This window comes from Stenotrophomonas sp. I18B00994 (genome assembly GCF_014145825.1).
GTDB classification, from domain to species: domain Bacteria; phylum Pseudomonadota; class Gammaproteobacteria; order Xanthomonadales; family Xanthomonadaceae; genus Stenotrophomonas; species Stenotrophomonas maltophilia.
In genome coordinates, this window is record NZ_JACIUW010000035.1 from 1 (window position 1) to 25,061 (window position 25,061).

Here is a 25,061-nt window from a genome sequence, read left to right on the forward strand (position 1 = left end):
CTGTCGCGCGAGAAGTACCTGTACGAGCAGCTGCTGGACACCCTTGGCGGGCAGTTGGAACCGCTGAAGCAGTGTGCCGCTGCGCTGAGCGAACTGGACGTGCTGGCCCCTACACGGACGTACTTGCGGCGTCCCCGCCCGGCCCCACCCCTCCGGCCCAGCCGATAAACCGCATTTCGCGACCCACCCACGAGGGGCTGCGCCGTTCGCGGGAACACTACTTCGCCGGCGACATCCACATGTCGATGACCGCGCTGAACACCTCCGTCCCCGCGCGGTCGCGCACACTCACCGTCACCGGCAGTGCATAGCCCTCGGCAGCGGCCACGATCGGCTGGGCCGGCAATGCCACCGCCTGCAGCATGCCCCGTGCCTTGGCCAGGTACTGCACCTGCATCCCCTTCGGAATCCAGCGCATGCCCTTCGGCAGCGAGGCGTCGACCATCAGCCCGGCGGTCAGTTCGGCCAGGTTGCACATCGCGATCGCGTGCACCGTGCCGATGTGGTTGCGCACCCTGCGGCGGTCGGCCAGCGTGCCTTCGCAGCGGCCGTGTTCCAGGCGGGTGATGCGCGGCGCGATGCTGGCGAAGTAGGGCGCCTTGAAGCAGACCGCGCGCGAGAACAGCCAGGTGCCGGCAGGCCAGCGTTGCAGCCGGTGGTAGAGCGAGAGCAGAGGCGTGGACATGGTCGGTGTTCCGGTCGTCGGATAGAGCGACGGCGGGCCGAGGCCCGCCGTCGAAGGCAACGCGTATCGCGGGCGATCAGGCGGCCTGCGAATGCGGATCCTTGTGCTGGCGGTCGTAGTAGCTGGCCGCGCGCAGTTCGTGGGTGTCGAAGTCGTCCACGGTGATCGTATCCAGGGTCAGCGTGCGCAGCTCTTCCAGCAGGCTGCGCTCGTCCTGGGTGATCACGCCCTCGGCCACGGCTTCGTCCAGCTGGCTCTTGAAGTCCAGCGCCTCGATGCCCTTGCTCTTCAGCGCCTTCAGGAACTTGCGCTCCACCGGCTCGGCCATGATCGCCTTGCTCAGGTAGCTGTTGATGCGGCCACCCGGGTTGTTCTCGCACGGGGTCAGGAACACGCCACTGGCCAGGCGGTCGCGGGCTTCGTTCGGCGCCATCAGCAGGGCGGCGACGCGGCGGCTCAGGCGGTCGCCCGGGGCCTCGGCACGACGGCCCAGCGGGAAGATCAGCGCCCACATCAGCCAGCCGATCGGACGGATCGGGAAGTTGCGCAGGGCCGCCGACAGCGATTCCTCGATCTTGTGCACGCTGTCATGGAAGGCCCAGGCCAGCAGCGGCTGGTCGGCCTGCGGTGCGCCCTCGTCGTGGTAGCGCTTGAGCATGGCGCTGGTCATGTAGACGTGGCTCAGCACGTCGCCCAGGCGGCCGGACAGCGATTCCTTGAACTTCAGCTTGCCGCCGAGGGTCATCATCGAGATGTCGGCCATCAGCGCCAGGTTGGCCGAGTAACGGTCCAGCTTGCGGAAGTAACGGCGGGTGTAGGCGTCACCCGGGGCGGCGCCGAAGCGCGCGCCGGTCAGGCCGAACCAGAACGAACGCACGGCATTGGAGATGCCATAGCGGATGTGGCCGAACAGGCTGCGGTCGAAGTCCTGCAGGCCGGCACGGGTATCCGGATCCTGCGCGGCCTTCATTTCCTTCAGCACCCACGGGTGGCAGAGGATCGCACCCTGGCCGAAGATCAGCAGGCTGCGGGTCATGATGTTGGCGCCTTCCACGGTGATCGCGATCGGCGCGGCCTGCCAGCTGCGGCCGGCGAAGTTGCGCGGCCCCAGGATGATGCCCTTGCCGCCGATCACGTCCATCATGTCCGAGATCACTTCGCGGCTCATGGTGGTGCAGTGGTACTTGGCGATGGCCGACGGTACCGACGGCACGTCACCACGGTCGACTGCAGCAGCGGTGGCCTGCGACAGCGCGCTGATCTTGTACGCCTTGCCGCCGATGCGGGCCAGCGCTTCTTCCACGCCTTCGAAGCGGCCGACCGACAGGCCGAACTGCTTGCGGATGCGTGCATAGGCGCCGGTCACGGCGGCACCGGCCTTGGCACCGCCGCTGGCGGTGGACGGCAGGGTGATCGAGCGGCCCACGGCCAGGCACTCGTTGAGCATGTTCCAGCCCTTGCCGGCCATGGCCGCGCCACCGATCAGCTGGGTCAGCGGAATGAACACGTCCTTGCCGCGGATCGGGCCGTTCTGGAACGTCGAGTTCAGCGGGAAGTGGCGACGGCCGATTTCAACGCCGGCGGTGTCGCGCGGCAGCAGGCCCAGGGTGATGCCGATGTCGCGGGTGTCGCCGATCAGGCCATCCGGGTCGTACATGCGGAAGGCCAGGCCGATCAGCGAAGCGACCGGGGCCAGGGTGATGTAACGCTTGTCGAAGGTCAGCTTGACGCCGAGCACCTGCTCGCCGTTCCACTCGCCCCTGCAGACGATGCCGTAGTCCGGAATCGAGGTGGCGTCGGAGCCGGCGAACGGACCGGTCAGGCCGAAGCAGGGCACTTCGCGGCCATCGGCCAGGCGTGGCAGGTACTGGTCCTTCTGTTCCTGGGTGCCGTAATGCACCAGCAGTTCACCCGGGCCCAGCGAGTTGGGCACACCGACGGTGGAGCTGACCACCGAGGACACCGAGGCCAGCTTCTGGATCACCTTGTGGTGGGCCAGCGCAGAGAAGCCCAGGCCGCCATATTCCTTCGGGATGATCATGCCGAAGAACTTGTTCTTCTTGATGAAGGCCCACAGCTCCGGCGGCAGGTCAGCGTGGACGTGGGTGATTTCCCAGTCGTTGACCATCGTGCACAGCTCTTCGACCGGGCCATCGAGGAAGGCCTGTTCTTCGGCGGTCAGCTGCGGCTTGGGGTAATTGAGCAGGATGTTCCAGTCCGGATCACCGGTGAACAGTTCGCCCTCGAAGCCAACCGAGCCGGTTTCCAGCGCGATGCGCTCGGTCTGCGACAGCGGCGGCAGCACCTTGCGGAACACCTTCATCATCGGGCCGGTCAGCAGCGGCTTGCGGATGAACGGCAGCAGCAGCGGCACGGCGATGACGGCCAATACGGCGGCAGCCACGATCGTGGCGGTCTGGTTGACGTAGGGAATGAACCAGCAGGCGACCAGCAGGGCCACGCTGATCAGCGTCCAGGTAACCAGCCGCATGCGGTGGTAGGCGACGAACGCGCCTGCCAGCAGCAGGGCGAGGAAGGGAAGAACGATGCTCATGAGCGTGCTCCGGTGACGTGCTCGTTTGTGGCGGACGAAGCTGCAGCATCCGCTGCGGGCAACACGTCCAGATAGTCCAACACAGTAGCGGTAAAGGCGTCGTTGTCATCGCCGGCGACCATGTGCGTGGCCTGCGGCAGCTGTACATGACGCGCGTGCGGTGCCAACGCCAGGAATTCGGCCACGGTCTGTGGCGTGACCAGGTCGCTTCGGCCGCCGCTGACCAGCAGCAGCGGGCACTTCACCTGGCGTGCGGCCTCGGCCAGCGCATCCTGGTGCTGCTCGCTGTCGCGCGCCAGTTCGGCCACCAGGCGCGGGTCCCAGTGCCAACGCCAGCGGCCGTGGCCGTCCTCGCGCAGCAGTGCGCGCAGCGACTGCTCGGATTTGCGCGGACGGTGCGGCATGTAGGCCGAGATCACATCGGCGGCCTGGGTGAGCGAGGCAAAGCCGTCGGGATGGGCGGTCATGAAGGCCAGGATGCGTTCAACACCGGCGGTATCCCAACGCGGGGTGATGTCCACCAGCACCATCGCCGAGAACAGGCCCGGCCAGCGCGATTCGGCCAGCAGGCCGAACAGGCCGCCCATCGAGGCTGCGACCAGCACCGGCGGGCGTGGCTGTTCCCCGGCCAGCACGATCAGGTCATCAGCGAACTGCTCGCCGTGATAGGGCAGTTCGGCAGAATTCCAGTCCGAATCGCCGTGGCCACGGGCGTCGTAGGCCAGCGTCTGCAGCCCCGCCGCAGACAGGGCCCGCGCGGTCGCGTTCCATGCGCGCCGGGTCTGGCCGAAGCCATGTGCGAACAACACGCGGCCACGGCGACCGTGGTCGCTGGCGGTTGCGGCCAGGCGTGCGCCATGGGCGGCCTCCAGGCGAAGATCATGGAACGCAGCGGGAGTAGGGGACGTAACCATACTTACTAGTATGGATCGCTTGTGAGGGAAGTCAATACTGCACGGTATGGTGCGCTGCGGCAGGTGCCCAGGCGGGCGTCGCGACGGTTTCGGCCGCAACCGCGTACTGCAACGAACCCCGGCGTATGGTTAAATCAGCCCATGAATCAACCTGACGCTTCCGCCGGCGAACCGCGCGCCGGCCGCAACAGCCGCCTGAGTGCCGAAGACTGGGCCCAGGCCGCTCTCGATCTGATTGCTGAACAAGGTGTGGGGGCCGTCGCGGTGGAACCGTTGGCGCGGCGCCTGGGTGTGACCAAGGGCAGTTTCTACTGGCACTTCCCCTCGCGTGATGCACTGCTGCAGGCGGCGCTGGAACGCTGGGAACTGTTCGAACAGGAACAGGTGTTCGGCAGCCTGGAGGACGTGCCGGATCCGCGCGTGCGCCTGCGCCAGCTGTTCCAGATGGTCGCGCACGAAGTGCAGCCGCACATCATCTACAGCGAACTGCTGAAGGCGCTGGACCACCCGATGGTGCGCCCGGTGATCGACCGCGTTTCGCAGCGCCGGCTCGACTACCTGGTTGCTTCGTTCCGCCAGGCCGGGCTCAGCTCCACCGATGCACGGCATCGCGCGCGCCTGGCCTATGCCGCCTACGTCGGCTTCCTGCAGCTGTCGCTGCAGCTGCAGCAACCCAAGCAGGCCCGCGAGGATTTCGAGGCCTATGTCGAGCATCTGATCGAGACGCTCATTCCCAGCTGAATGGGAGAATGGCGCCCTGCAAGTGCCGAATGCGCCTTGCAGGCGACCTCAATGCGCCAACGTATGTCGTGGTGAGGCTGGTTTCACGCGATTTGGGCATTTTCTTAACGACTCTTTAATTCCAGATCAAGTGTGGCTACTATCGGGTCACCAGCCGTTTTTTGTGCCTCCCTTTTGGGGCACGTCGGTTGGACTCAGCACACAACCCAAGATCCATGGAGAGAGAGCCCATGAAGTTGAACAGCAACAAGCTGCGCGATGCAGTGTGCGTTGCGCTGGCCGCCAGCGCCGCATCCGTTGCCGGTACCGGGGTGGCGTCTGCCCAGACCGCCACCAACCTGGACCGCATCGAAGTCACCGGTTCGCGCATCCGTACCGTCGACGTCGAAACCGCCCAGCCGGTCCTGACCCTCAACCGCGCTGACATCGAGAAGCAGGGCTTCTCGTCGGTCGCTGACATCCTGCAGAACATCAGCGCCGTGGGTACGCCGCCGATCAGCCGTGCCCAGCCGCTGTCCTCGGGCGAAGCCGTCGGCGGCACCTACATCAGCCTGCGTGACCTGGGCGCCACCCGCACCCTGGTGCTGCTCAACGGCAAGCGCCTGGGCATCACCACCGGTGGCCTGCAGGACATCTCGACCGTGCCGGTCTCGGCCATCGAGCGCATCGAAGTGCTGAAGGACGGCGCTTCGTCGATCTACGGTTCCGATGCCATCGCCGGCGTCATCAACATCATCACCCGTACCAACTTCGAAGGCGCCACCGGCAGCGTCTACTACGGCCAGTACAGTGAAGGCGACGGTGCCACCCGCACCATGGACTTCACCATGGGCGTGAAGGGTGAGCGCGGTTCGCTGACCATCGGTGCCGAGTACGCCAAGGAAGACAAGGTGCGGGCGGCCGATCGTCCGTACGGTGCGTTCCCGCGCAGCTCCAACCACCCGGACTTCGGTTGGACCACCGTCGGTGAGTTCGGCGGTTTCGTCAGCCGTCCGGCCGATGGCCTGCCGGGCGTCACCTATCCGGCCGCCAGCGCATCCAACCCGAACCGCGAAGTGCGCGTGATCCTGCGTGAGGGTGGCAACGCGAACAACAAGGCCGACTACGTCGCGCAGAACGTCAACAGCTTCTCCACCAAGGACAAGACCAACACCAACCTGCAGACCGACCTGCGTACCCCGCAGGAACGCCGTGCAGTGTTCGTCGATGGCATCTACGACCTGACCGACAACGTGCGCCTGCGCACCAACATGCTGTACAGCTTCCGCGATTCGAACCGCCAGATCGCCGGCTACCCGTACGGCGCACTGGCCTTCGGTTCGCCGATTTCGGCCAGCAGTGCGTTCAATCCGCTGGGTGCTGACATCGCCAACTGGTGGCGTCGTACTTCGGAAGTGCCGCGCAACACCCGCGCCGAGCTGACCACCTTCCGCTTCAGCGGCGGCCTGGAAGGCAGCTTCGAGTTCTCCGACCGCCTGTTCGACTGGGATGTCGGCTACCTGTACAACAACAACAAGCTGGTCCAGACCAGCACCGGCGACCTCAACCTGACCGCGCTGCGTGCGGCGGTGGGTCCGTCCTTCATCAACAGCAGCGGCGTGGCGCAGTGCGGTACCGTGGCCAACCCGATCGGGCTGAACCAGTGCGTGCCGTACAACCCGTTCCTGCACGCCGGCATCCAGAGCAACGGCGCCAACGGCGCATTGACCGGCAACACCGCCCTGCAGAACCTGCTGTTCCCGTCCGCGCACTCCACCGCCGAGACCACCACCAAGGTCATCACCGCCAACCTGGCCGGCAGCCTGTTCACCCTGCCTGCCGGCGACCTGGGCTTCGCCGTGGGTGTCGAGCACCGCAAGGAAACCGGCAGCTTCAGCCCGGACGCGCTGGTGCAGTCGGGCAACACCTCCGGCCTGGCCAACTTCCCCACCGGTGGTGGCTACAAGGTTGACGAAGTCTATGCCGAGTTCAACGTGCCGATCCTGGCCGACCTGCCGGGCGCCCGCGAGCTGAGCCTCAACGCGGCCACCCGCCATTCGGACTACGACACCTTCGGCACCACGCTGAACAGCAAGTTCGGCTTCAAGTGGAAGCCGATCGACTCGCTGCTCATCCGCGGTACCTGGGCGGAAGGCTTCCGTGCCCCGACCATCGCCGACCTGTACAGCGGCGGTTCGCAGTCGTTCGACTTCTTCACCGATCCGTGCGACGTGGTCTACGGTGCTTCGCGCACCAACGCTGCGGTGCGTGCCCGTTGCGCCGCCGCACTGCCGGCCGGCGTAAATGCAGCCAACTTCCGCCAGCAGCAGCAGGGCTTCACCCCGACCACCGCTGCATCGTCGCAGACCCCGCTGGCCTTCGTCTCCGGCTCCAACGACCAGCTGACCCCGGAAACCTCGACGTCCAAGACCCTGGGCTTCGTCTGGAGCCCGGGTTTCATCCAGAACTTCAACATGTCGCTGGACTGGTGGGAAATCCGCGTCGAGAACACCATCATCTCGGACACGGCCAACCTGATCCTCAACGACTGCTACATCAACGACATCGCGGCACGCTGCTCGGCGTTCACGCGTGACCCGGTGACCGGCATCGTCAACAACCTCAAGCGCACCGGCATCAACGCCGGTTACCGCGAGGTGGAAGGCTTCGACCTGGATGTCAGCTACCGCCTGCCGACCGATCGTTTCGGCAACTTCAGCGCGCAGTGGACCAGCACCTACACCTCGCGTGATGACCTGGTCACCACCAAGAACGCGGTCACCCACCCGAACCCCCGCACCGGCGTGGGCTGGGCTGGCTACGCCTTCCGCGTGCGTTCGAACCTGAACCTGGGTTGGGAAATGGGTGACTTCGGCGCCAGCTGGACCGTCCGTTACTTCTCCGGCATGAAGGAAGCGTGCCTGAGTGCCGTGACGTTCCCGGAAGAGTGCAACCTGCCGAACTACGCTTCGCCGAACAACCAGGGCGTGGCGGTGGGCAGCGCGACCAACCAGCGTGGCGCGACCGTGTTCAACGACGTCCAGCTGCGCTGGAACGCACCGTGGAATGCGACCGTGGCCGTGGGTGCCAACAACGTGTTCGGCCGCGTGGGCCCGACCATGTACAGCCAGCCGAGCGCGAACGTCTCCTACTACGGTGGCTTCGACATCGGTCGCTTCCTGTACATGAAGTACACCCAGCGCTTCTGATCGCGGCGTAATATGTATGTGTGACATGGCCACGCCCCGAAAGGGGCGTGGCTTTTTTCATGGGGCAGCCAGGCTTGATGGCGCAGGCCTTTGCGCAGCCGTGCTGGACCAGGCCGCGCACAGGCGCTTGCGCATCGCCGCGTGGTGGCGGCGAGGTGTCATTACGGGGATGGGCGAAGAGAGCGCGCGCGGAAACGTCGCGGTGAGGCAGCAGGGAGCTTACAGGTCCTGCTCGTAGCGCACGTACGGCACGGTGCCGTCGTCGTTGCTTTCGTTGCGTGGCGAGAACGGATTCTTGCCGCGGCTGATCACGTTCTCGGCGCCCACGGTGAGCTGGCCGGACCATGGCGTGCGCCAGGTCAGGCCGATACCCAGGCCTTCCCACTTGCCGGGCTTGCCGGGCACGTCGATGACGCGGCCGATGATGCTGCCGGTGAAATTGCCGTAGCCGGCGCCGATGCTCAGGCTCTTGCTGTCCCAGCGGTCGGCAATGGCCGGCGAGGCGTCGGCCAGCGGCACCAGGCGGGCCTTGGCGTAGGTGCCGGCGATGGACACGAAGCCTTCGCGGCCGATGTTCTTCTGCGCGAACACGGTCAGGTCATTCTGCTCGGCGCGCAGCGAAGGGGTCTTGTTCGGGCCTGCCAGCCATGCCGGCAGGGTTTCACGGCCGGTGCCGGCGGTGATGCCGAGGCGGCTGCTGCCACGGTTCAATGCGGCGGTGCCGGTGAAACGCCGGCTGTTGAGGTCGTCCTCGTCGCCGAGGCTGGCCAGCATGCAGTGGCTGGCCAGGCCGCTCATGCTGGTCCCGCTGCTGCTGCAGAGCAGGCCCAGCGAATCGCCGGAGGACAGGCCAAAGGCCGCATCCAGCGAGTTGCGGCCGAAATGCCAGCGCGCCCCGGCCGCCTGCTCACCGGTCGGCTCCAGGTACAGCAGGGCCTCGACCTTGCCGCTGCCCTTGTTCCATACCGGCAGCACGGTGCGGGTGTCCTTGCTCTGCGCATGCACGCCCGTGATCGCGCCAAGGGCGATCATCATGGCCAGCGGTAGACGCAGGAAGGTACGCATCGGACCAGTTCAGACAGGGACGGACAACGGAAGTTCCCGTGGGGACGGGAACTTGATCCTAGGGTGTTTATGAATTCTTAACAAGCCTTGATCCTCCCCAGGTACAAGACTGCCGTTCATTGAAGCCGTTCAGGCGCCGGTACAGCCCCCTGGGCGCCGTGGAACAGTATGCCGAACTCCGTCAATGGAAAGTGATACTCACGCCCGCAGAATTCGCAACGGACCTCGACGGCGCCGGTGTCTGCAGCCGCTGCACGGGCCTCCTCCTCACCGAGCGACTGCAGCATCGCCGCCACCCGCTCGCGGGAACAGGAGCAGGCAAAGGACAGCGGCTTTTCGCCCATCAACGCCGGCCTCTCTTCGTGGAACAGGCGGTGCAGCAGCTGCTCGGCCGGGGTGGCCAGCAGTTCAGCCTTGCCCAGGGTCTCGAACAGGGCGCTGGCGCGCGCCCAGCCGTCCTCGTCGCCCTCGTCGCCCGGCAGCTTCTGCAGCAGCAGGCCGGCGGCACCATTGCGGTCGGCCGCCAGCAGCAGGCGGGTCGGCAGCTGCTCGGACTGGCGGAAGTAGTCCTCGAAGGCCTCGTCCAGTTCCGGCGCGGTCAGTCCGACCAGGCTCTGGTAGCGCTGTGGTTCACGCGGGTCCAGGCCGGGGTTCTCGATGGTGATGGCGAGGATCGCGTCATCGCCCAGGCTGGACAGGTCGCGCGGCGCGTCGCCGCCTTCGCTGAGCTGGGCGATGCCGCGCAGGGTGCCGGCGGCGGTGCATTCGGCGAACAGGGTGCGCAGGGCAGTGCTGCTGCGCAGCTGGATCGACAGGCGTCCATCGATCTTGGTATGGCCGGTGAACAGCGCCGAGGCCACGCAGGCCTCGCCGAGCAGTTCGGCGGCGGTATCCGGGTACTCGGCGTGGGACAGGATCTCCTGCCAGGTAGCCTGCAGGCGCACGTGGACGCCGCGGACGCCGGCGTCGGGGAGCAGGAAGCGGATCAGGGAATCGGAGTTGGCGGTCATCGGCTCACATCGCGCGTAAACGGGGGCAGTTGCCGGATAATGCGCCGACAACCAGATAGAAGAAGGATGCACCAGTAATGGGGGCAGGGGGAGAGCAGCACAAGGTGGAAGCTGTCGTAGAAGGCCCGCGCCGCAGGCGCTGGAAACGGCTGCTGTGGCTGCCGGTGCTGCTGGCTGCTTTCAGCTGCCTGCAGGTCCTGGTGCTGCGGTTCATCGACCCGCCCGTGTCCATGGTGATGCTGTGGCGCTATGGCGAGGCGCTGGGCGAGGCCGATTGGTCCTATCGCCTGCATTACCAGTGGCGCGACCTTGACCAGATGGCGCCGAGCCTGCCGATTTCGCTGGTGGCCGCCGAGGACCAGCGTTTCCCCGACCACAACGGCTTCGACCTGCAGGCCATCGAGAAGGCCCGCGACCACAATGCCAAGGGCGGGCGACTGCGTGGCGCCAGCACGATCAGCCAGCAGGTGGCCAAGAACCTGTTCCTCTGGCAGGGCCGCAGCTGGATCCGCAAGGGGCTGGAGGTCTGGTACACCGTGCTGATCGAAGCGCTGTGGCCAAAGGAGCGCATCCTGGAGATGTACGCCAACATCGCCGAGTTCGGTGATGGCGTGTACGGAGCTCAGGCGGCGGCGCAGAAGTTCTGGGGCAAGGACGCGGCCAGGTTGAGCCCGGCCGATAGCGCGCGGTTGGCGGCGGTGCTGCCGGCACCGCGGCGCTACAACGCCGCAAAGCCAGGGCCGTACGTGCAGCGGCGCGCCGCCTGGATCCAGCGGCAGGCACGGCAGCTGGGCGGGGCCGCGTACCTTTCGGAAGAGTGAGCGCGCGCCGCCTGATCTACGGCCGGCGGCAACGTACAATCCGGGCATGACCCGCGAACGGCTCACTTTCGTCATCGCCGCCTACAACGAGGCCCTGGCACTGCCGTTGCTGCATCCGCGGTTGTGCGCGGTGCTCGACGCGCTGCCCGACATCGACGGCCACATTCTGTACGTGGACGACGGCAGCCATGACGGGACCTGGGAGGTGATCGCCCGCCTGGCCCAATCCGACGCGCGGGTCTCCGCGCTGAAGCTGTCGCGCAATTTCGGCAAGGAAGCCGCACTGACCGCTGGCCTGGACCTGGTGCGCGAAGGGGCGGCGATGATCCTGGATGCCGATGGCCAGGACCCGCCGGAGATTGTCCCGCAGTTCGTCGCGCGCTGGCGCGAGGGCCATGACAACGTCTATGGCACGCGCCTGGCGCGCGATGGCGAGGCCTGGATCAAGCGTGCCACGGCGGCGATCTTCTACCGCGTGATGGGGCGCCTTTCGCGTACGCCGATCCCGGCCGATACCGGGGATTTCCGCCTGCTGTCACCACGCGCGCTGAGTGCGCTGCGCGAGATGCGTGAGCGCCATCGTTTCATGAAGGGGCTTTTCAGCTGGGTGGGTTTCAAGCGCGTGGCGGTGCCCTATCACCGCCACGCACGCGTGGCCGGCACCAGCAAGTTCAGCCTGTGGCGGCTGTGGAACTTCGCCCTGGAAGGCATTACCGGGTTCTCGACCGTGCCTCTGCGCGCGGCGACCTACCTGGGGCTGGCAACCGCGGCGGTGGCCTTCGTGTTCGGCATGTGGGTGATCGTCAAGGCCGCGCTGTACGGCGACCGGGTGGCGGGCTGGCCGACGATGATGGCGGTGATCCTGTTCCTGGGCGGGGTGCAGTTGATCGCGCTGGGCCTGATCGGTGAGTACCTGGGGCGCCTGTACGAAGAGTCCAAGCAGCGGCCGTTGTACCTGGTTGACGCGTGGCTAGCATCCGCCGTGGCAGACTCGGCCCTGCAACCCACCCTCGGAGGGCAGGCAGATGACCACGGTACGGCAACTGTTGGACGGCAAGTCTCCTGAAGTACATGCGGTCGCGCCGGATGCGGCGGTGATCGATGCGATCCGGTTGATGGCGGAAAAGGGCATTGGCGCGGTCCTGGTGATGGACGGGCCGCGGTTGGTCGGGATCCTTTCGGAGCGCGATTACGCGCGCAAGATCGTGTTGCGTGATCGTTCTTCGCGCGATACGGCGGTGGCCGAGATCATGACGAAGCAGGTGGTGACGGTGTCGCCGGGCGAACAGGTGGAGCATTGCCTGCAGCTGGTGACCGACTACCGCATCCGCCACCTGCCGGTGGTGGAGGGCGCGCAGGTGCTGGGGGTGATTTCCATTGGCGACCTGGTGAAGTCGGTGATCGATGCGCAGCGCAGGGAGCTGGATCAGCTGCAGCAGTACATCGTGGCGGGATGAGTTTTTCGCTGGCGGGCCTGCGGCCCGCCGGCCCGCTTTTCGAAGCTCAAAGCCAAAGCAGCGCCTTCCTGATACGTTGGGAGGCGGAGGGTGCGGCTGGGCAGGGGCCTCCGCCTCTGGACACGTTCCCACGAGCGCGGTGCGTTTCAGTGCCGATCCCCCGCTCCTGGTAGATGCCAACCTTGGTTGGCATTGGCTTTTGATTCTGCTCTTTCTTTTGACTTTGAACTTCGCTCTCGTTCCGCGCGCGCGGAAACTGTCGGGAGTCGGAGCAAGGCGGCAGGCAGGACCGTGAGGCGCATGGATGCGCCGACCGAGCCTACAGGGACGTATTTACGGCGTGTCCTGCCTGTCGCCTTGCTCCGGCTCTACGCGCGGGAAGGGAGGCGCCGCGAACAACGCTGTAACCCTACTTCGCATACTGCCCACCGCAGTTGGCATCCTTGCCCGGCCCCGGTTCAATCGTAGCCAGCAATGCCGCCGGCGGCGCGATGCTGCCCAGTGCCAGGGCCACCGCGCCGCGAATACCCAACGCCTTGAAGTCAGGGCGGAACGACGGGTCCTTGAACGTGCCGCTGATATGCAACGGTGACCGCAGTACCAGGATGCTCTTGTCCTTCGGGCGCGGTTTCAGCAGCAGGTCCAGGGTCTCGTCGCGCAGGCTGACCGTGCCTTCGCCGATGAGGATGGTATCGGTGGTGTCCACCGCCAGTGCCTGGCTGGTCATCAGGCCGTCCTGCACACCGAAGTCGGCGAAGGCGCAGCGCAGCGGAATCTGCTTGTCACCGGTCACCAGGAACTTCAGTGATTCGGTGATATCCAGCCCGGCCAGTTCCATCACCAGGTTGCCGACATGGCCACGGCCCATCGCCAGCCCGACCTTGCCGCTGCTGCTGCCGAGCATGGCGGCGATCGAGTTGCCGTGCCCGCTCAGGTCCACTTCGCCGCCGATGCCGCCCTTGGCCTGCTCGGCCAGCTTCGCATCCGGGAAAAGCTGGCCCAGCTGCACGCCGCGTACGCTGGCCCTCAACGCAGTGCGAATCTGCGCCTGGCGTGCATCCATGCGGACCGTGCTGCGGATATCGCCGCCGGCCACGCCGAAGTTCAGCGGGTCCAGCCGCAGCACGCCGTCATCCAGCAGCAGGTGCGCGTCCATGTCGTCCAGTGGCAACGAGGGCGCGTTGATGCGGTGGGCCTTCCAGCGCACGTCGGCATCCATCGCACGCAGTTTGCCCAGATTGTAGGGCGTGTCGGGCAATACCCGGCTGCTGGCGGCGATGCGGGCGGCCTGTGCCTTTTGTTCCGCGTTCGCGGTTTCGCCGCCGCCGGTCTTCGGTGGCGCTCCCACGAAGCCGGCCAGGTCATCGAAGTCCAGGCGCCTGGATTCCAGTGTCGCGGTCAGCCGTGGACGGTCGCGTCCCACCTCGAACTGCAGGTTGCCAGCGAGGTCGCTGTCACCGACCTTGCCGGTGAAGCTGTCGTAGCGCCAGACGTTGTGGTCGCGCTTCAGCCGTCCGTCCAAGGCGTAGGGCGGTGAGGGCGGGATGGCAATGCCGAGCAGCGGGTACAGGTCCGACAGGTCCTGCCCGCTGAGTGCGAACTGCAGGTCGAACACCCGCAGCTGGAACGGATTGGTCAGCGTGCCACTGGCCACCGCGTGGGTAGCGCCGGCGCGACCGTCGAGGTGGATGCGGAACGGGTGGTCGCTGTCGGTCAGTTCCAGCGGTGATTCGGTTCCACCGCGCAGGGTGAACGGGTTGCCCTGCCAGTGGCCTTTGCCCTGCACCAGCAGCGGCGGCGAGGCATCGGCCTGTTTCGGCTGACCGCTGCGCACGCCCACGCGGATGTCAGTGCGGCCCAATGCATCGATGAACTGCAGCCGACCATCGTCGATGCGCAGGCGTTTGAGCTGCGGGCTTGTGCCGCCGGCGCTGTCACCGAGGAAGTCCCAGTTGCCCGGCTCGCCCTTGCGCGGGGCGGTTTCCAGCAGCACGTCCGGCCGGGTCAGGCGCACCTCGGGCAGCTGCACGCTGCCGCGCAGCAGGGGCCAGACCCGCACGTCGATCTCGACGCGGTCTGCGCTGGCCATCTCAGGTTGTTTCGCCCAGCTGGCATTGGCGAAGGTGATCGCATCGGCGCGGATCGTGCTGGTGCGGCCGAGGTCGACATCAAGGTTCCCGATGTGCAGCACTCGGCCGGTGCGTGCCTGCACCGCGCGCTCCACCGGTCCCTTGAACCAGTTCCAGTCCCACAACGCGAGCAGTACCAGGATCGCCGCCAGCAGGAAAACCAGGATCGTGAGCCAGCGCCGGCCTCGTGGGCCGGGGCGGCGGAGGCGCCAGCGGGGCGTGCGCCTTGCGGCAGGGGAGGCGGCAGCATTCACGCTGCCATGGTTGCCCTCTGTTCGTGGACAGGGCGCGAAGCGACCATGTGCATGGCGTGCACACGCCGCCCTCGAGCGGCCGTTTACAGCACCTGCATGGTGACCGCGACGAAGTGGCAGACGCTGCCGCCGATCACGAACAGGTGCCAGATGGCATGCGAGTACGGGATCGATTCACGGTGGTAGAAGTAGGTCCCCAGCGTGTACGACAGGCCGCCGGCGAACAGCCAGGTGAGGGTGCCGCCATCGATCGAGGCCCACATCGGCTTGATCGCCACGACCACCAGCCAGCCCATGGCGATGTAGATCACCGTTGAGAGCACCTTGAAACGGCCGGTGTAGAACAGCTTGAACACCACGCCGCCCAGCGCCAGCGCCCAGATCGCGGTGAACAGGCCCCAGCCCCACGGACCGCGCAGGCCGATCAGGGTGAACGGGGTATAGGTGCCCGCGATCAGCACATAGATCGCGCAGTGGTCGAATACCTTCAACCGGCCCTTGGCGACCGGATGCTGGATGGCGTGGTACAGCGTGGAGGCGGTGTACAGCAGCAACAGCGCGATACCGAACACGATCGCGCTGGCCAGCTGCCAGCCGTCGCCGTAGATCGCAGCCAGGGTGATCAACACCGCGCTGGCGGCCAGGGCGAATACCGCGCCCAGGCCATGGGTCAGGGCGCTGGCGATTTCTTCACGGATCGAAGCAATGGACGTCGTGGACATGGCGTAGGCATTGTTCGCGGGGAGGGGGACCCGCACCCCCTTATCATCGCCGCGATGGGCGATGCGTGCACGCCGGTCACCGTATGGTGGGTGAATGCCGGCCTTGCGTTGGCTGGGGTCAGAGCCCTTTCCTGCCGGAAAGGGATCCGACCCCGTGGCATCAGCCCACCGAAACGGTATGCGCCGCTTCGCGGGTGGCCGAGAAACGCACGTCCGGCGAGCGTTCCTGCGCCAGCTGCAGGTTGACCCGGGTCGGTGCCAGGTAGACCAGGTGGCCGGCTGCATCCAGTGCCAGGTTCAGCGCATTCTTCTCGCGGAACTCTTCCAGCTTCTTCTCGTTGCTGCAGTGGACCCAACGCGCGGTGGTCACGCTGACCGGCTCGAAGGTGGCTTCCACGCCGTACTCGTCCTTCAGGCGATAGGCCGCCACGTCGAACTGCAGCACACCCACCGCACCCAGGATCAGGTCGTTGCTGGTGAGAGGGCGGAAGAACTGGGTCGCGCCTTCTTCGGACAGCTGGGCCAGTCCCTTCTGCAGCTGCTTGAGCTTGAGCGGATCGCGCAGTCGCGCGCGGCGGAACAGTTCCGGGGCGAAGTTGGGGATGCCGGTGAAGGTGACCGCTTCGCCTTCTGTAAAGGTATCGCCGATGGAAATGGTGCCGTGGTTGTGGATGCCGATCACATCGCCCGGCCAGGCTTCGGCGGCGATCTCACGGTCGCTGGCCATGAAGGTCAGTGCGTTGGCCAGCTTCATTTCCTTGCCGGTGCGCACGTGAAAGGTCTTCATGCCAGCGCTGAAGCGGCCCGAGCAGACCCGCATGAACGCGACGCGGTCGCGGTGCTGCGGGTCCATGTTGGCCTGGATCTTGAACACGAAGCCGGTCAGCTTGTTCTCTTCCGGGGCGATCTCGCGGCCGGTCGTGGAGCGTGCCTGCGGCGACGGCGCATGCTCGACGAAGAAGTCCAGCAGCGGCTGCACGCCGAAGTTGTTCACGCCCGAGCCGAAGAACACCGGGGTCTGCTTGCCGGCGCGGTAGGCCTCCAGGTCGAACGGATGGCTGGCGCCCTGCACCAGTTCCAGCTCGTCGCGCAGGTCGGCCAGCATCTGCGCACCGATCTTCTCGGCCAGGCCGGGGGCGTCGATGGACGGGAAGATGGTCGAGTCCTGGCGGGTGAAGTTGCGGCCCGGCTCGTACAGGTGTACTTCGCCGGTCAGCAGGTGGACCACGCCCTTCAGGCGCTGGCCCATGCCGATCGGCCAGGTGACCGGCGCGCACTGGATGCCCAGCACGGTTTCCACTTCATCCAGCAGCTCGATCGGGTCCTTGCCCTCGCGGTCGAGCTTGTTGATGAAGGTCATGATCGGGGTATCGCGCAGGCGGCACACTTCCATCAGCTTGATGGTGCGCTCTTCCACGCCCTTGGCCACGTCGATCACCATCAGCGCCGAGTCCACCGCAGTCAGCACGCGGTAGGTGTCCTCGCCGAAGTCGGCGTGGCCGGGGGTGTCGAGCAGGTTGACGATCTTGTCTTCGTACGGGAACTGCATCACCGAAGAGGTGACGGAGATGCCGCGTTCCTTTTCCAATGCCATCCAGTCGGAGGTGGCGTGGCGGGCGGCCTTGCGGCCCTTGACCGAACCGGCCATCTGGATCGCGCCTCCGAACAGCAGCAGCTTTTCGGTCAGCGTGGTCTTGCCGGCGTCAGGGTGGGAAATGATGGCGAAGGTGCGGCGACGCGACGCTTCGTTGGCGACTTCGGACATGGCAGTGGCGCCCGCCCGGGGCGCTTTTCAAAGAGATAAGCGCCCGATTATACCGGCCGGGGCCGTTCAGCGCCCGATGCCGCCCTCGGCCTCGCCCTGGCGGGCGAACTGCAGCTGGCCCTGCTCGGCGAAGATGCGTGCCGGCACCGAACGCAGGCCCATGCCGCGGTTGACCTGCACCACGAAGTGCAGGTGCGGTGCGCTGCTGAAGCCGCTGTTGCCGGACAGGCCGATCGGCTGCCCGGCGCCCACCGCCTGGCCGCGACGCACGCGCATGCCGCCGGCCTGCAGGTGGCCGTACAGGGCCATGCTGCCGTCGCTGTGCAGCACGCGGATGAAGTTGGCGCGGGCACCATCACGTTCGCGGTCCTGGCCGTTGCCTCGGAAGCCATCCTGGATCTGCATCACCGTGCCCTCGCGCGCGGCCAGCACCAGTGTGCCCTCCGGCAGTGCGAAGTCGACCGCGTCGCGGTTTGCCTCGTCGTCGTGGCTGAACCGGCCCTGCGGCGCCTGGTCCACGCGCGGGCGTGCATCATCGAAGGGCAGGCGGTAGGCCACATCCTCGGCCTGTGCGGCGGGGTTGCCTGGTACCGACTGCAGGCGCAGGTCCAGCATCCGGCCGTTGACCGGCGCGGGGAGGTGGCCGACGACCAGACTGCTGTCGCCCTGTATCAGTGACTGCACCGGCAAGCCGTCGACCGGGTGCCCAGGGGCGGCGCGCAGTTCGATCTGCAACGGCCCGGCCAGCGTGTTGTCGATCCGGGCCTGCCACTGTTCGCCGATCGACTGCAGGCGCAGCTGGGCCATCGGAAGGGGGGCCTTCGCGTCCGCGCTGGCGGGGGCAGGCGCCTTCGGCAGCATCCCCCAGCCCTGGCGCCAATGGCTGGCGCCGGCAGAGGCGCTGGCCAGCAGCGGCAGGAGCAGGCAGGTCAAGGGCAGGCGTGGCATCAGCGGATTCAGGGAAACGGACCGTCCGGACTGTACCCGATCCTGAACGGAGCGACCGCGACGCCTCTCGCATACCTGTTGCGAAAATATTCATCGCTTTATCCGCATGAAGGGATTGACAGCGCCCGGAAGCGCTGGCATCGTGGCCTCACCATCGAGACCGGCAGAGGGACAGGCCCTTTGAAGCCGGGGCAGCCCGCGGATGCGAAAGCGTTCGCGTAGGTGCCAAATCCTGCGGGGACCGTGGCGTCCACCGAAAGATGGTTCGATCCATGCACCGCACGTGCATCTCGAACGCGAGCCCCGCGAAGGCTCGATGGCCGATTCCCCAACCGGATCCCGCCATGAGCTTCGCTGCCAGTGCCGCCGTTCGCCCCGAACCCTTTGTCCCCGTCAGCGTGCCGGTCGAAGACCGCGTGCATGCCGAGCGCGGTGAGTTCGCCGCGGTGCTGTCGATGCGTCACGCCGGCCCCAGCCCGGTGCGCCTGCGCTATGAGTGGGTCGGCCCGGCCAATGCGCCGGTGGTGGTGCTGGCCGGCGGCATTTCCGCCCATCGCCATGTGGCGTCCAACGCACAGTTCAGCGAGAAGGGCTGGGCCGAAGACCTGGTCGGCAGTGGTCGCACGCTGGATCCGCAGCAGTTGCGCGTACTGGCGTTCGACTTCATCGGGGCCGACGGTGCGTTGGACGTACCGATCGATACCGCTGACCAGGCCGATGCGCTGGCACTGCTGCTGGATCATCTGGGTATCCGCACGCTGAAGGCCTTCGTTGGTTACTCGTATGGCGCGCTGGTCGGTCAGCAGTTCGCGATCCGTCATCGAGCCCGGGTGCGCCAGCTGGTGCTGGCCAGCGGCGCGCATCGTCCGCACCCGTATGCCGCGGCCTGGCGCGCACTGCAGCGCCGCGCCGTCGCCCTCGGCCAACTGCAGTGCGGCGAAGACCACGGCCTGGCGCTGGCCCGGCAGTTCGCCATGCTCAGCTACCGCACCCCGGAAGAGTTCGGCGAGCGCTTCGACGCCGCGCCGGAAGTGATCAACGGCCGCGTGCGGGTCGCCGCCGAGGACTATCTGGACGCCGCCGGCGCGCAGTACGTCGCGCGCACGCCGGTGACCGCCTACCTGCGCCTGTCCGAATCGATCGACCTGCACCGCGTGGACCCCGCCGCCATCCTGCCGCCGACCGTGGTGGTCGCGGTGGAGGGTGACCGCCTGGTGCCGCTGGCCGACCTGGTCGGCCTGGTCGAGGGGCTGGGGCCGCGCGGAAGCCTGCGCGTGCTGCGCTCGCCCTATGGCCACGACGCCTTCCTCAAAGAAACCGATCGCATCGACGCGATCCTCGCCACCGCCTTCCGCACCTCTGGAGAGTCCGCATGAGCCTGCACGCCAACGAGCCGTCCTGTAGCCGCACCACTGCCGCCGTCCGTGCCGGCATCGATCGGGACACCGCGCATGGCGCGGTCACGCCGCCGATCGTGCTGTCGTCGAACTTCAGTTTTGAAGGCTTCGGCAACAAGCGCCAGTACGACTACACGCGCAGTGGCAACCCGACCCGCGACCTGTTGGGTGAAGCGCTGGCCGAGCTGGAAGGCGGTGCGGGCGGCGTGATCACCGCCACCGGCATGGGCGCGATCAACCTGGTGCTGAACGCGCTGCTTCAGCCGGGCGATACCCTGGTCGTGCCGCACGACGCGTACGGTGGCAGCTGGCGGCTGTTCAATGCGCTGGCGAAGAAGGGCCATTTCGAACTGGTCACCGCCGACCTGACCGATCCGCGCGCGCTGTCGCAGGCGCTGGCCACCCAGCCGAAGCTGGTGCTGGTGGAAACGCCGTCCAATCCGCTGCTGCGCATCACCGACCTGCGCTTCGTCATCGATGCCGCGCACAAGGCAGGTGCTCTGGTTGTGGTCGACAACACCTTCCTGTCGCCGGCCCTGCAGCAACCACTGTCGTTCGGCGCGGATCTGGTGCTGCATTCCACCACCAAGTACATCAACGGCCACAGCGACGTGGTGGGCGGTGCGGTCGTCGCGCGCGATCCGGCACTGCATGAGCAGCTGGTGTGGTGGGGCAACGCGCTGGGCCTGACGGGTTCGCCGTTCGATGCCTTCCTGACCCTGCGCGGCCTGCGCACGCTGGACGCGCGCCTGCGCGTGCATCAGGAGAACACCACGTCGATCGTTGCGCTGCTGGACCAGCATCCGGCGGTCGGCCGCGTCTATTATCCGGGTCTGGCCGATCACCCGGGCCACTCCATCGCTGCTCGCCAGCAGAGTGGCTTCGGCGCGATGCTGTCGTTCGAACTGGCGCGCTGCGCGGGTGATGATCCGCACGCGGCGGTGCGCGCGTTCGTCGATGGCCTGCGCTGTTTCACGCTGGCCGAATCGCTGGGCGGCGTCGAAAGCCTGATCGCGCATCCCGCCACCATGACCCATGCGGCGATGACCGCCGAAGCGCGTGCCGCGGCCGGCATCAGCGAAGGCCTGCTGCGCCTGTCGGTTGGCATCGAGGCCGAGCGTGACCTGTTGGCCGATCTCGGCGCCGCGCTGCAGCGTGCCGAAGCGGTGATTGATGCGGCTGCGCGCCGCAAACAGGTGGTGGATGCATGAGCGCGCTCGCCGCAGAAATTCCTGCTCTGGGCGTGGGACGCCTGGCGCTGCTGGGCACCGGCACGGTCGGCTCGGCCTTCGTACAGCGTTACCAGGCATTGCGGGCGCGTGGGCTGGAACTGCCCAGCGTGCAGTGGCTGGCCAATTCACGCACTGCGCTGGAGATCGATCGTGACCTGGCCTTGCCGCTGGAACTGGCACGGCGTGCACCGCGCGATGGCCAGAGTTCGCCACCGTGGGCGAGTGCCGAAGGACTGGAGCGTGGCGACGTGGTGGTCGACGCCACCGCCAGCGAAGACGTGGCCGCGCGCCACGTGCAGTGGCTGGCGCGGGGCGTGCATGTGGTGACCGCCAACAAGCTGGGGCGTGGTGCGCAGCTGGCCCGCGCGCAGGCCATTGCGGAAAGCTGTGCCGACAGTGGCGCACGCTATGGCGACAGCGCGACGGTGGGCGCGGGCCTGCCGCTGTTGAGCAGCCTGCGTGCACTGGTGGCCGGTGGCGATCACATCCATGCCATCGAAGGCGTGCTGTCCGGTTCGCTGGCGTGGCTGTTCCATCGTTATGACGGCCAGTCGCCGTTCTCGGCGGCGGTGCGCGAGGCGCTGGCTGCCGGCTACACCGAGCCGGATCCGCGCCTGGACCTTTCCGGTGAAGACGTGCGTCGCAAGCTGCTGATCCTGGCCCGCAGCAGCGGGTTGGCGCTGGATGCGTCGCAGGTAGAGGTGGATTCACTGGTGCCTGAAGCGCTGGCAGCGCTGCCGCTGGAGGATGCGGTGGCGACGCTCGAGCAGCTGGATGCGCCGTTGCAGGCGCGCTGGCAGCAGGCGCATGACAATGGCCGCGTGCTGCGTTTCGTTGGCCGTGTCGATGGCGAGGGTGCGCAGGTGGGCCTGCGTGAGTTGCCTGCCGATCACCCGTTGGCGCAGGGCGCGGGCACCGACAACCGCGTGGCCATCCACAGCGATCGCTATCACCGCCAGCCGTTGTTGATCCAGGGCCCGGGCGCGGGCGCGGAAGTCACCGCCGCCGCGCTGCTGGATGACGTGTTGCGGATCGTCGGCTGATCGCACTGCTTCTGTAGAGCCGAGCCCATGCTCGGCTGCTACTGGCCAGATCCCTCTTGCTGGATAAGCCGAGCATGGCTCGACTCTACAGGGGAGGGCTGCCGTTCAATGCGCCTTCAATGCCTTCAGCAACGCCGCGTTGAACTGCTTCGGGTCCTGCACCTGTGGCGAATGGCCCAGTTCGGCGAACTCGATCAGCGTCGCGCCGGGAATCGCCGCGGCTGCCGCCTTCCCGAGCACCGGATAGTTGCCCAGCGTCGCCTTCACCGCTGGTGGCGCCAGGTCGCGACCGATCGCGGTGCGGTCCTTCTGGCCGATGAACAGCGTGGTCGGCACCTGAACATTCTTGAGTTCGTAGACCACCGGCTGGTTGAACACCATGTCCGAGGCCAGCGCCTGGCTCCATGCAACGGCCTGCTTGCCCTGGCCTTCGTACATGCCCGACTGCATCCGCGCCCACGGTTCATATGCCGGCTTCCATTTGCCGTCGTAGTACACATCCAGCTGGTAGCGGCGGATGCTGTCATAGCTGATGTTCATTTCGCCGGCGTACCACGCGTCCACGCTGCGCCAGGGAACACCCAGCGCCTTCCAGTCTTCCAGCCCGATCGGGTTGACCAGTGACAGGCTGCGCAGGTCCTGCGGGAACATCAGCGCGTAGCGCACCGCCAGCATGCCGCCCATCGAATGACCGACCAGGTGCACCGGGACATCACCCAGTTGCAGCTGTTGCAGCAGGGCATGGGTGTTGGCGGCCAGCTGCGCGAACGAATACTGGTAACGCTCGGGCTTGCTGGATTTGCAGAAGCCCACCTGGTCCGGGGCGATCACCCGATAGCCGGCGGCAACCAGTGGCTTGATCGATTCCTTCCAGGTGGCGGCACAGAAGTTCTTGCCGTGCAGCAGCACCACCACGCCGATGGGTGCCTTCTTCGGCGCGATGTCGAGGTAGGCCATTTCCAGCGGCTGCCGCTGCGATTCCAGCGCGAAGGTCTTCACCGGATAGCCGTAGTCGAAACCCTCCAGCCGCGGCCCGTAAGTGGGCGCGGCCAGCGCAGGCAGTGGAAGGCAGGTAAGCAGGGCGGCAGCGATCACGCGCATGGGGCGGTCCTGGATAGGGGAGCCCCGAGCCTAACCGGAACGCAGTGACGGTGTCGTCCGACCGGGCAAGGGCGACGAGGTAGAGTCGACTGGGTAGAGTCGACTGTTAGTCGACTACCTTCCCCACAACGAGCGAAAATCCCGCGCTGCGCGCGATAGTCGACCAACGGTCGACTCTACCTGTGGCCCGGCGCCATCGCGCCGGGACCGGTCGACCTCAACACTCGATGACGTTCACCGCCAGGCCGCCACGGCTGGTTTCCTTGTACTTGTCCTGCATGTCGCGGCCGGTATCGCGCATGGTCTTGATCACCTTGTCCAGCGACACCTTGTGCTTGCCGTCGCCACGCATCGCCATGCGCGAGGCGTTGATCGCCTTCACCGCGCCCATCGCATTGCGTTCGATGCAGGGGATCTGCACCAGGCCGCCGATCGGGTCACAGGTCAGGCCGAGGTTGTGTTCCATGCCGATTTCCGCGGCATTCTCGATCTGGCTCGGGTTGCCACCCAGCGCCGCGACCAGGCCACCGGCCGCCATCGAGCAGGCTACGCCCACTTCGCCCTGGCAGCCCACTTCGGCGCCGGAGATCGAGGCGTTTTCCTTGTACAGGATGCCGATCGCCGCCGAGGTCAGCAGGAAATCGAACACACGCTGCTCGTTGGCACCGGGGCAGAAACGGTCGAAGTAATGCAGCACCGCCGGCAGCACGCCGGCAGCGCCGTTGGTCGGCGCAGTCACCACGCGACCACCGGCGGCGTTCTCTTCGTTCACCGCCAGCGCGTACAGGTTGACCCAGTCCAGCGTGGTCAGCGGATCGCGCATCGCTGCTTCCGGCTTCGACGACAGCTCGCGGTACAGCGCCGGTGCACGACGGCCGACCTTCAGGCCACCCGGCAGCACGCCTTCCTCGCGGATGCCGCGCGCCACGCACGACTGCATCGCACTCCAGATCTCGCGCAGGTTGGCGCGGATCTCGTCTTCGCTGCGCCAGCACTTCTCGTTCTCGAACATCAGCTGGGCGATGCTCAGGCCGCTGCGCGCCGTCTGCGCCAGCAGCTCGTCGCCGCTCTTGAACGGGTAGGGCAGCGGGGTCTCGTCGGGCACGATGCGGTCATCGGCCGCGTCGTCCTGGTTGACCACGAAGCCGCCACCGACCGAGTAATAGTCGCGGGTGGCGATCACCTCGTCCTCGGCGTTGTACGCGGTGAAGCGCATGCCGTTGGTGTGGTACGGCAGCTTCTGGCGCTTGTTCATGCCGAGGTCGCGCTTCTCGTCGAAGGCGATCTCGTGCTGGCCCATCAGCTGGATGCGCTTGCTGCTGCGGATGCGCTCCAGGGTGGCCGGAATGATGTCCGGATCGATCAGGTTCGGCCGCTGGCCTTCCAGGCCCAGCAGGATCGCCTTGTCGGTGCCATGGCCGCGGCCGGTCAGCGCCAGCGAGCCATAGACATCGGCGCGGATGCGCGCGACTTCGTTCAGGCGACCCGGGTCAAGCAGCCAGCGATGGATGAATCGCTCGGCGGCCTTCATCGGCCCGACGGTGTGCGAGGAGCTCGGGCCAATGCCGATCTTGAAAACGTCGAACGTGCTGACAGCCATGGTTGCCGTACTGCGGGTACCGGAGGAGACCGCTATTCTAGCGGTTCATGCCGCACTTCCATGGCTGCGGCGCAGCATTTCGGCAGAGGGAGCAAAACCGGTGTTGACCCTGTTCCAGCGCGATGACTGCCACCTGTGCGACATGGCCCTGGCCGAGCTGGCCAAGGCGCGGGCACCGGAGTTCGAATCGGTGTTCCTGGATGACCAGCCTGCGCTGGAAGCGCGCTACGGCGCGCGGGTGCCGGTGCTGCGCGACGAGCGCGGCGACCGTGAGCTGGACTGGCCGTTCGACGCGGCCACGGTCCAGGCCTGGCTGGCCGTCGATCGGTAGTGCCGGCCGCTGGCCGGCAACCCCGCGATGCCCGGTGATGCCGGCCAGCGGCGAGGCCGGCGAGCGCGTGTGGGGCCCAACCTGCCGCAACCTGGCCTGCCTGG

The 25,061-nt window shown here is 66.8% G+C and carries 20 protein-coding genes and 1 riboswitch; of the genes, 9 read left to right on the plus strand and 11 right to left on the minus strand.

Annotated features, from left to right (window positions below; translation table 11 throughout):
- Positions 1-217: 217 nt before the first annotated feature.
- The 3 genes from H4O10_RS21485 to H4O10_RS21495 all read right to left on the minus strand — a co-directional run bounded on the left by H4O10_RS21485 (position 218) and on the right by H4O10_RS21495 (position 4,153).
- Complete coding sequence (locus H4O10_RS21485) at positions 218-685, minus strand: hotdog fold domain-containing protein (RefSeq protein WP_005410693.1); 468 nt, start codon at positions 683-685, stop codon at positions 218-220.
- A 76-nt stretch (positions 686-761) separates the two neighbouring features.
- Positions 762-3,239 (minus strand): acyl-CoA dehydrogenase, encoded by a 2,478-nt coding sequence (locus H4O10_RS21490; RefSeq protein WP_033834035.1) that lies wholly within the window; start codon positions 3,237-3,239, stop codon positions 762-764.
- On the minus strand, positions 3,236-4,153 hold the full coding sequence (locus H4O10_RS21495) for an alpha/beta hydrolase (protein WP_049452908.1): 918 nt from the start codon (positions 4,151-4,153) through the stop codon (positions 3,236-3,238). The genes H4O10_RS21490 and H4O10_RS21495 overlap by 4 nt, the downstream gene beginning before the upstream one ends.
- Positions 4,154-4,294: 141 nt before the next feature.
- Here H4O10_RS21495 and H4O10_RS21500 point away from each other — a divergent pair, with 141 nt between their 5' ends.
- The gene (locus H4O10_RS21500) at positions 4,295-4,894 is read left to right on the plus strand and encodes a TetR/AcrR family transcriptional regulator (RefSeq protein ID WP_005410690.1); all 600 of its coding nucleotides are present in this window, start codon (positions 4,295-4,297) and stop codon (positions 4,892-4,894) included.
- 230 nt (positions 4,895-5,124) lie between these two features.
- The gene (locus H4O10_RS21505) at positions 5,125-8,082 is read left to right on the plus strand and encodes a TonB-dependent receptor (protein WP_088470635.1); all 2,958 of its coding nucleotides are present in this window, start codon (positions 5,125-5,127) and stop codon (positions 8,080-8,082) included.
- Positions 8,083-8,301: 219 nt separating this feature from the next.
- Here H4O10_RS21505 and H4O10_RS21510 read toward each other — a convergent pair whose 3' ends face one another.
- Together H4O10_RS21510 and H4O10_RS21515 are read right to left on the minus strand one after the other, a co-directional pair.
- Positions 8,302-9,114 (minus strand): hypothetical protein, encoded by an 813-nt coding sequence (locus H4O10_RS21510; RefSeq protein ID WP_024956328.1) that lies wholly within the window; start codon positions 9,112-9,114, stop codon positions 8,302-8,304.
- A 149-nt stretch (positions 9,115-9,263) separates the two neighbouring features.
- The gene (locus H4O10_RS21515; protein ID WP_088470634.1) at positions 9,264-10,157 is read right to left on the minus strand and encodes an Hsp33 family molecular chaperone HslO; all 894 of its coding nucleotides are present in this window, start codon (positions 10,155-10,157) and stop codon (positions 9,264-9,266) included.
- A 77-nt stretch (positions 10,158-10,234) separates the two neighbouring features.
- Between H4O10_RS21515 and mtgA the strand changes: the two genes are divergently transcribed.
- Genes mtgA through H4O10_RS21530 form a run of 3 tightly spaced genes read left to right on the plus strand, consistent with a single transcriptional unit; the run spans position 10,235 to position 12,435 of the window.
- Positions 10,235-10,978 (plus strand): monofunctional biosynthetic peptidoglycan transglycosylase, encoded by a 744-nt coding sequence (mtgA, locus tag H4O10_RS21520; protein WP_049453694.1) that lies wholly within the window; start codon positions 10,235-10,237, stop codon positions 10,976-10,978.
- A 46-nt stretch (positions 10,979-11,024) separates the two neighbouring features.
- Positions 11,025-12,044, plus strand: a complete 1,020-nt coding sequence (locus tag H4O10_RS21525) for a glycosyltransferase family 2 protein (RefSeq protein WP_012481027.1) — start codon at positions 11,025-11,027, stop codon at positions 12,042-12,044.
- Positions 12,004-12,435: a CBS domain-containing protein gene (locus tag H4O10_RS21530; RefSeq protein WP_049453692.1), complete on the plus strand. Its 432-nt coding sequence runs from the start codon at positions 12,004-12,006 to the stop codon at positions 12,433-12,435. The genes H4O10_RS21525 and H4O10_RS21530 overlap by 41 nt, the downstream gene beginning before the upstream one ends.
- 409 nt (positions 12,436-12,844) lie before the next feature.
- On the opposite strand, the gene H4O10_RS21535 is transcribed toward H4O10_RS21530, so the two are convergent.
- The 4 genes from H4O10_RS21535 to H4O10_RS21550 all read right to left on the minus strand — a co-directional run bounded on the left by H4O10_RS21535 (position 12,845) and on the right by H4O10_RS21550 (position 18,253).
- Positions 12,845-14,818, minus strand: coding sequence for an AsmA family protein (locus H4O10_RS21535; protein WP_049453690.1), 1,974 nt, complete (start codon positions 14,816-14,818; stop codon positions 12,845-12,847).
- Positions 14,819-14,901: 83 nt separating this feature from the next.
- Positions 14,902-15,540: a hemolysin III family protein gene (locus H4O10_RS21540; protein WP_005410682.1), complete on the minus strand. Its 639-nt coding sequence runs from the start codon at positions 15,538-15,540 to the stop codon at positions 14,902-14,904.
- A 160-nt stretch (positions 15,541-15,700) separates the two neighbouring features.
- On the minus strand, positions 15,701-17,305 hold the full coding sequence (locus H4O10_RS21545; RefSeq protein ID WP_005410681.1) for a peptide chain release factor 3: 1,605 nt from the start codon (positions 17,303-17,305) through the stop codon (positions 15,701-15,703).
- 66 nt (positions 17,306-17,371) lie between these two features.
- Positions 17,372-18,253, minus strand: coding sequence for a M23 family metallopeptidase (locus H4O10_RS21550; protein WP_049453688.1), 882 nt, complete (start codon positions 18,251-18,253; stop codon positions 17,372-17,374).
- Positions 18,254-18,401: 148 nt separating this feature from the next.
- Positions 18,402-18,520: riboswitch (SAM riboswitch) on the plus strand.
- Between the two features lie 77 nt (positions 18,521-18,597).
- Between H4O10_RS21550 and H4O10_RS21555 the strand changes: the two genes are divergently transcribed.
- From H4O10_RS21555 to H4O10_RS21565, 3 genes are read left to right on the plus strand one after another with little or no spacing between them, the layout of a single operon-like run.
- Entirely contained in the window at positions 18,598-19,629 is a 1,032-nt protein-coding gene (locus H4O10_RS21555) for a homoserine O-succinyltransferase (protein WP_033834027.1), read from the plus strand.
- The gene (locus tag H4O10_RS21560; protein ID WP_049453686.1) at positions 19,626-20,861 is read left to right on the plus strand and encodes an O-succinylhomoserine (thiol)-lyase; all 1,236 of its coding nucleotides are present in this window, start codon (positions 19,626-19,628) and stop codon (positions 20,859-20,861) included. The genes H4O10_RS21555 and H4O10_RS21560 overlap by 4 nt, the downstream gene beginning before the upstream one ends.
- On the plus strand, positions 20,858-21,925 hold the full coding sequence (locus tag H4O10_RS21565; RefSeq protein WP_049453684.1) for a homoserine dehydrogenase: 1,068 nt from the start codon (positions 20,858-20,860) through the stop codon (positions 21,923-21,925). Before H4O10_RS21560 ends, H4O10_RS21565 begins: the two co-directional genes overlap by 4 nt.
- 105 nt (positions 21,926-22,030) lie before the next feature.
- On the opposite strand, the gene H4O10_RS21570 is transcribed toward H4O10_RS21565, so the two are convergent.
- On the minus strand, positions 22,031-23,026 hold the full coding sequence (locus H4O10_RS21570) for an alpha/beta hydrolase (RefSeq protein ID WP_088470633.1): 996 nt from the start codon (positions 23,024-23,026) through the stop codon (positions 22,031-22,033).
- 217 nt (positions 23,027-23,243) lie between these two features.
- Complete coding sequence (locus H4O10_RS21575; protein WP_005410675.1) at positions 23,244-24,626, minus strand: L-serine ammonia-lyase; 1,383 nt, start codon at positions 24,624-24,626, stop codon at positions 23,244-23,246.
- A 100-nt stretch (positions 24,627-24,726) separates the two neighbouring features.
- On the opposite strand from H4O10_RS21575, the gene H4O10_RS21580 reads away from it, so the two are divergent.
- Entirely contained in the window at positions 24,727-24,957 is a 231-nt protein-coding gene (locus tag H4O10_RS21580) for a glutaredoxin family protein (protein WP_005414144.1), read from the plus strand.
- The last annotated feature ends 104 nt before the right edge of the window (positions 24,958-25,061 follow it).

Bases quoted from the DNA above. Each gene is read 5' to 3' on its own strand.
- H4O10_RS21485 (WP_005410693.1), bottom strand. From the start codon at position 685: ATGTCCACGCCTCTGCTCTCGCTCTACCACCGGCTGCAACGCTGGCCT.
- H4O10_RS21490 (WP_033834035.1), bottom strand. From the start codon at position 3,239: ATGAGCATCGTTCTTCCCTTCCTCGCCCTGCTGCTGGCAGGCGCGTTC.
- H4O10_RS21495 (WP_049452908.1), bottom strand. From the start codon at position 4,153: ATGGTTACGTCCCCTACTCCCGCTGCGTTCCATGATCTTCGCCTGGAG.
- H4O10_RS21500 (WP_005410690.1), top strand. From the start codon at position 4,295: ATGAATCAACCTGACGCTTCCGCCGGCGAACCGCGCGCCGGCCGCAAC.
- H4O10_RS21505 (WP_088470635.1), top strand. From the start codon at position 5,125: ATGAAGTTGAACAGCAACAAGCTGCGCGATGCAGTGTGCGTTGCGCTG.
- H4O10_RS21510 (WP_024956328.1), bottom strand. From the start codon at position 9,114: ATGATCGCCCTTGGCGCGATCACGGGCGTGCATGCGCAGAGCAAGGAC.
- H4O10_RS21515 (WP_088470634.1), bottom strand. From the start codon at position 10,157: ATGACCGCCAACTCCGATTCCCTGATCCGCTTCCTGCTCCCCGACGCC.
- mtgA (WP_049453694.1), top strand. From the start codon at position 10,235: ATGGGGGCAGGGGGAGAGCAGCACAAGGTGGAAGCTGTCGTAGAAGGC.
- H4O10_RS21525 (WP_012481027.1), top strand. From the start codon at position 11,025: ATGACCCGCGAACGGCTCACTTTCGTCATCGCCGCCTACAACGAGGCC.
- H4O10_RS21530 (WP_049453692.1), top strand. From the start codon at position 12,004: ATGACCACGGTACGGCAACTGTTGGACGGCAAGTCTCCTGAAGTACAT.
- H4O10_RS21540 (WP_005410682.1), bottom strand. From the start codon at position 15,540: ATGTCCACGACGTCCATTGCTTCGATCCGTGAAGAAATCGCCAGCGCC.
- H4O10_RS21545 (WP_005410681.1), bottom strand. From the start codon at position 17,305: ATGTCCGAAGTCGCCAACGAAGCGTCGCGTCGCCGCACCTTCGCCATC.
- H4O10_RS21550 (WP_049453688.1), bottom strand. From the start codon at position 18,253: ATGCCACGCCTGCCCTTGACCTGCCTGCTCCTGCCGCTGCTGGCCAGC.
- H4O10_RS21555 (WP_033834027.1), top strand. From the start codon at position 18,598: ATGAGCTTCGCTGCCAGTGCCGCCGTTCGCCCCGAACCCTTTGTCCCC.
- H4O10_RS21560 (WP_049453686.1), top strand. From the start codon at position 19,626: ATGAGCCTGCACGCCAACGAGCCGTCCTGTAGCCGCACCACTGCCGCC.
- H4O10_RS21565 (WP_049453684.1), top strand. From the start codon at position 20,858: ATGAGCGCGCTCGCCGCAGAAATTCCTGCTCTGGGCGTGGGACGCCTG.
- H4O10_RS21570 (WP_088470633.1), bottom strand. From the start codon at position 23,026: ATGCGCGTGATCGCTGCCGCCCTGCTTACCTGCCTTCCACTGCCTGCG.
- H4O10_RS21575 (WP_005410675.1), bottom strand. From the start codon at position 24,626: ATGGCTGTCAGCACGTTCGACGTTTTCAAGATCGGCATTGGCCCGAGC.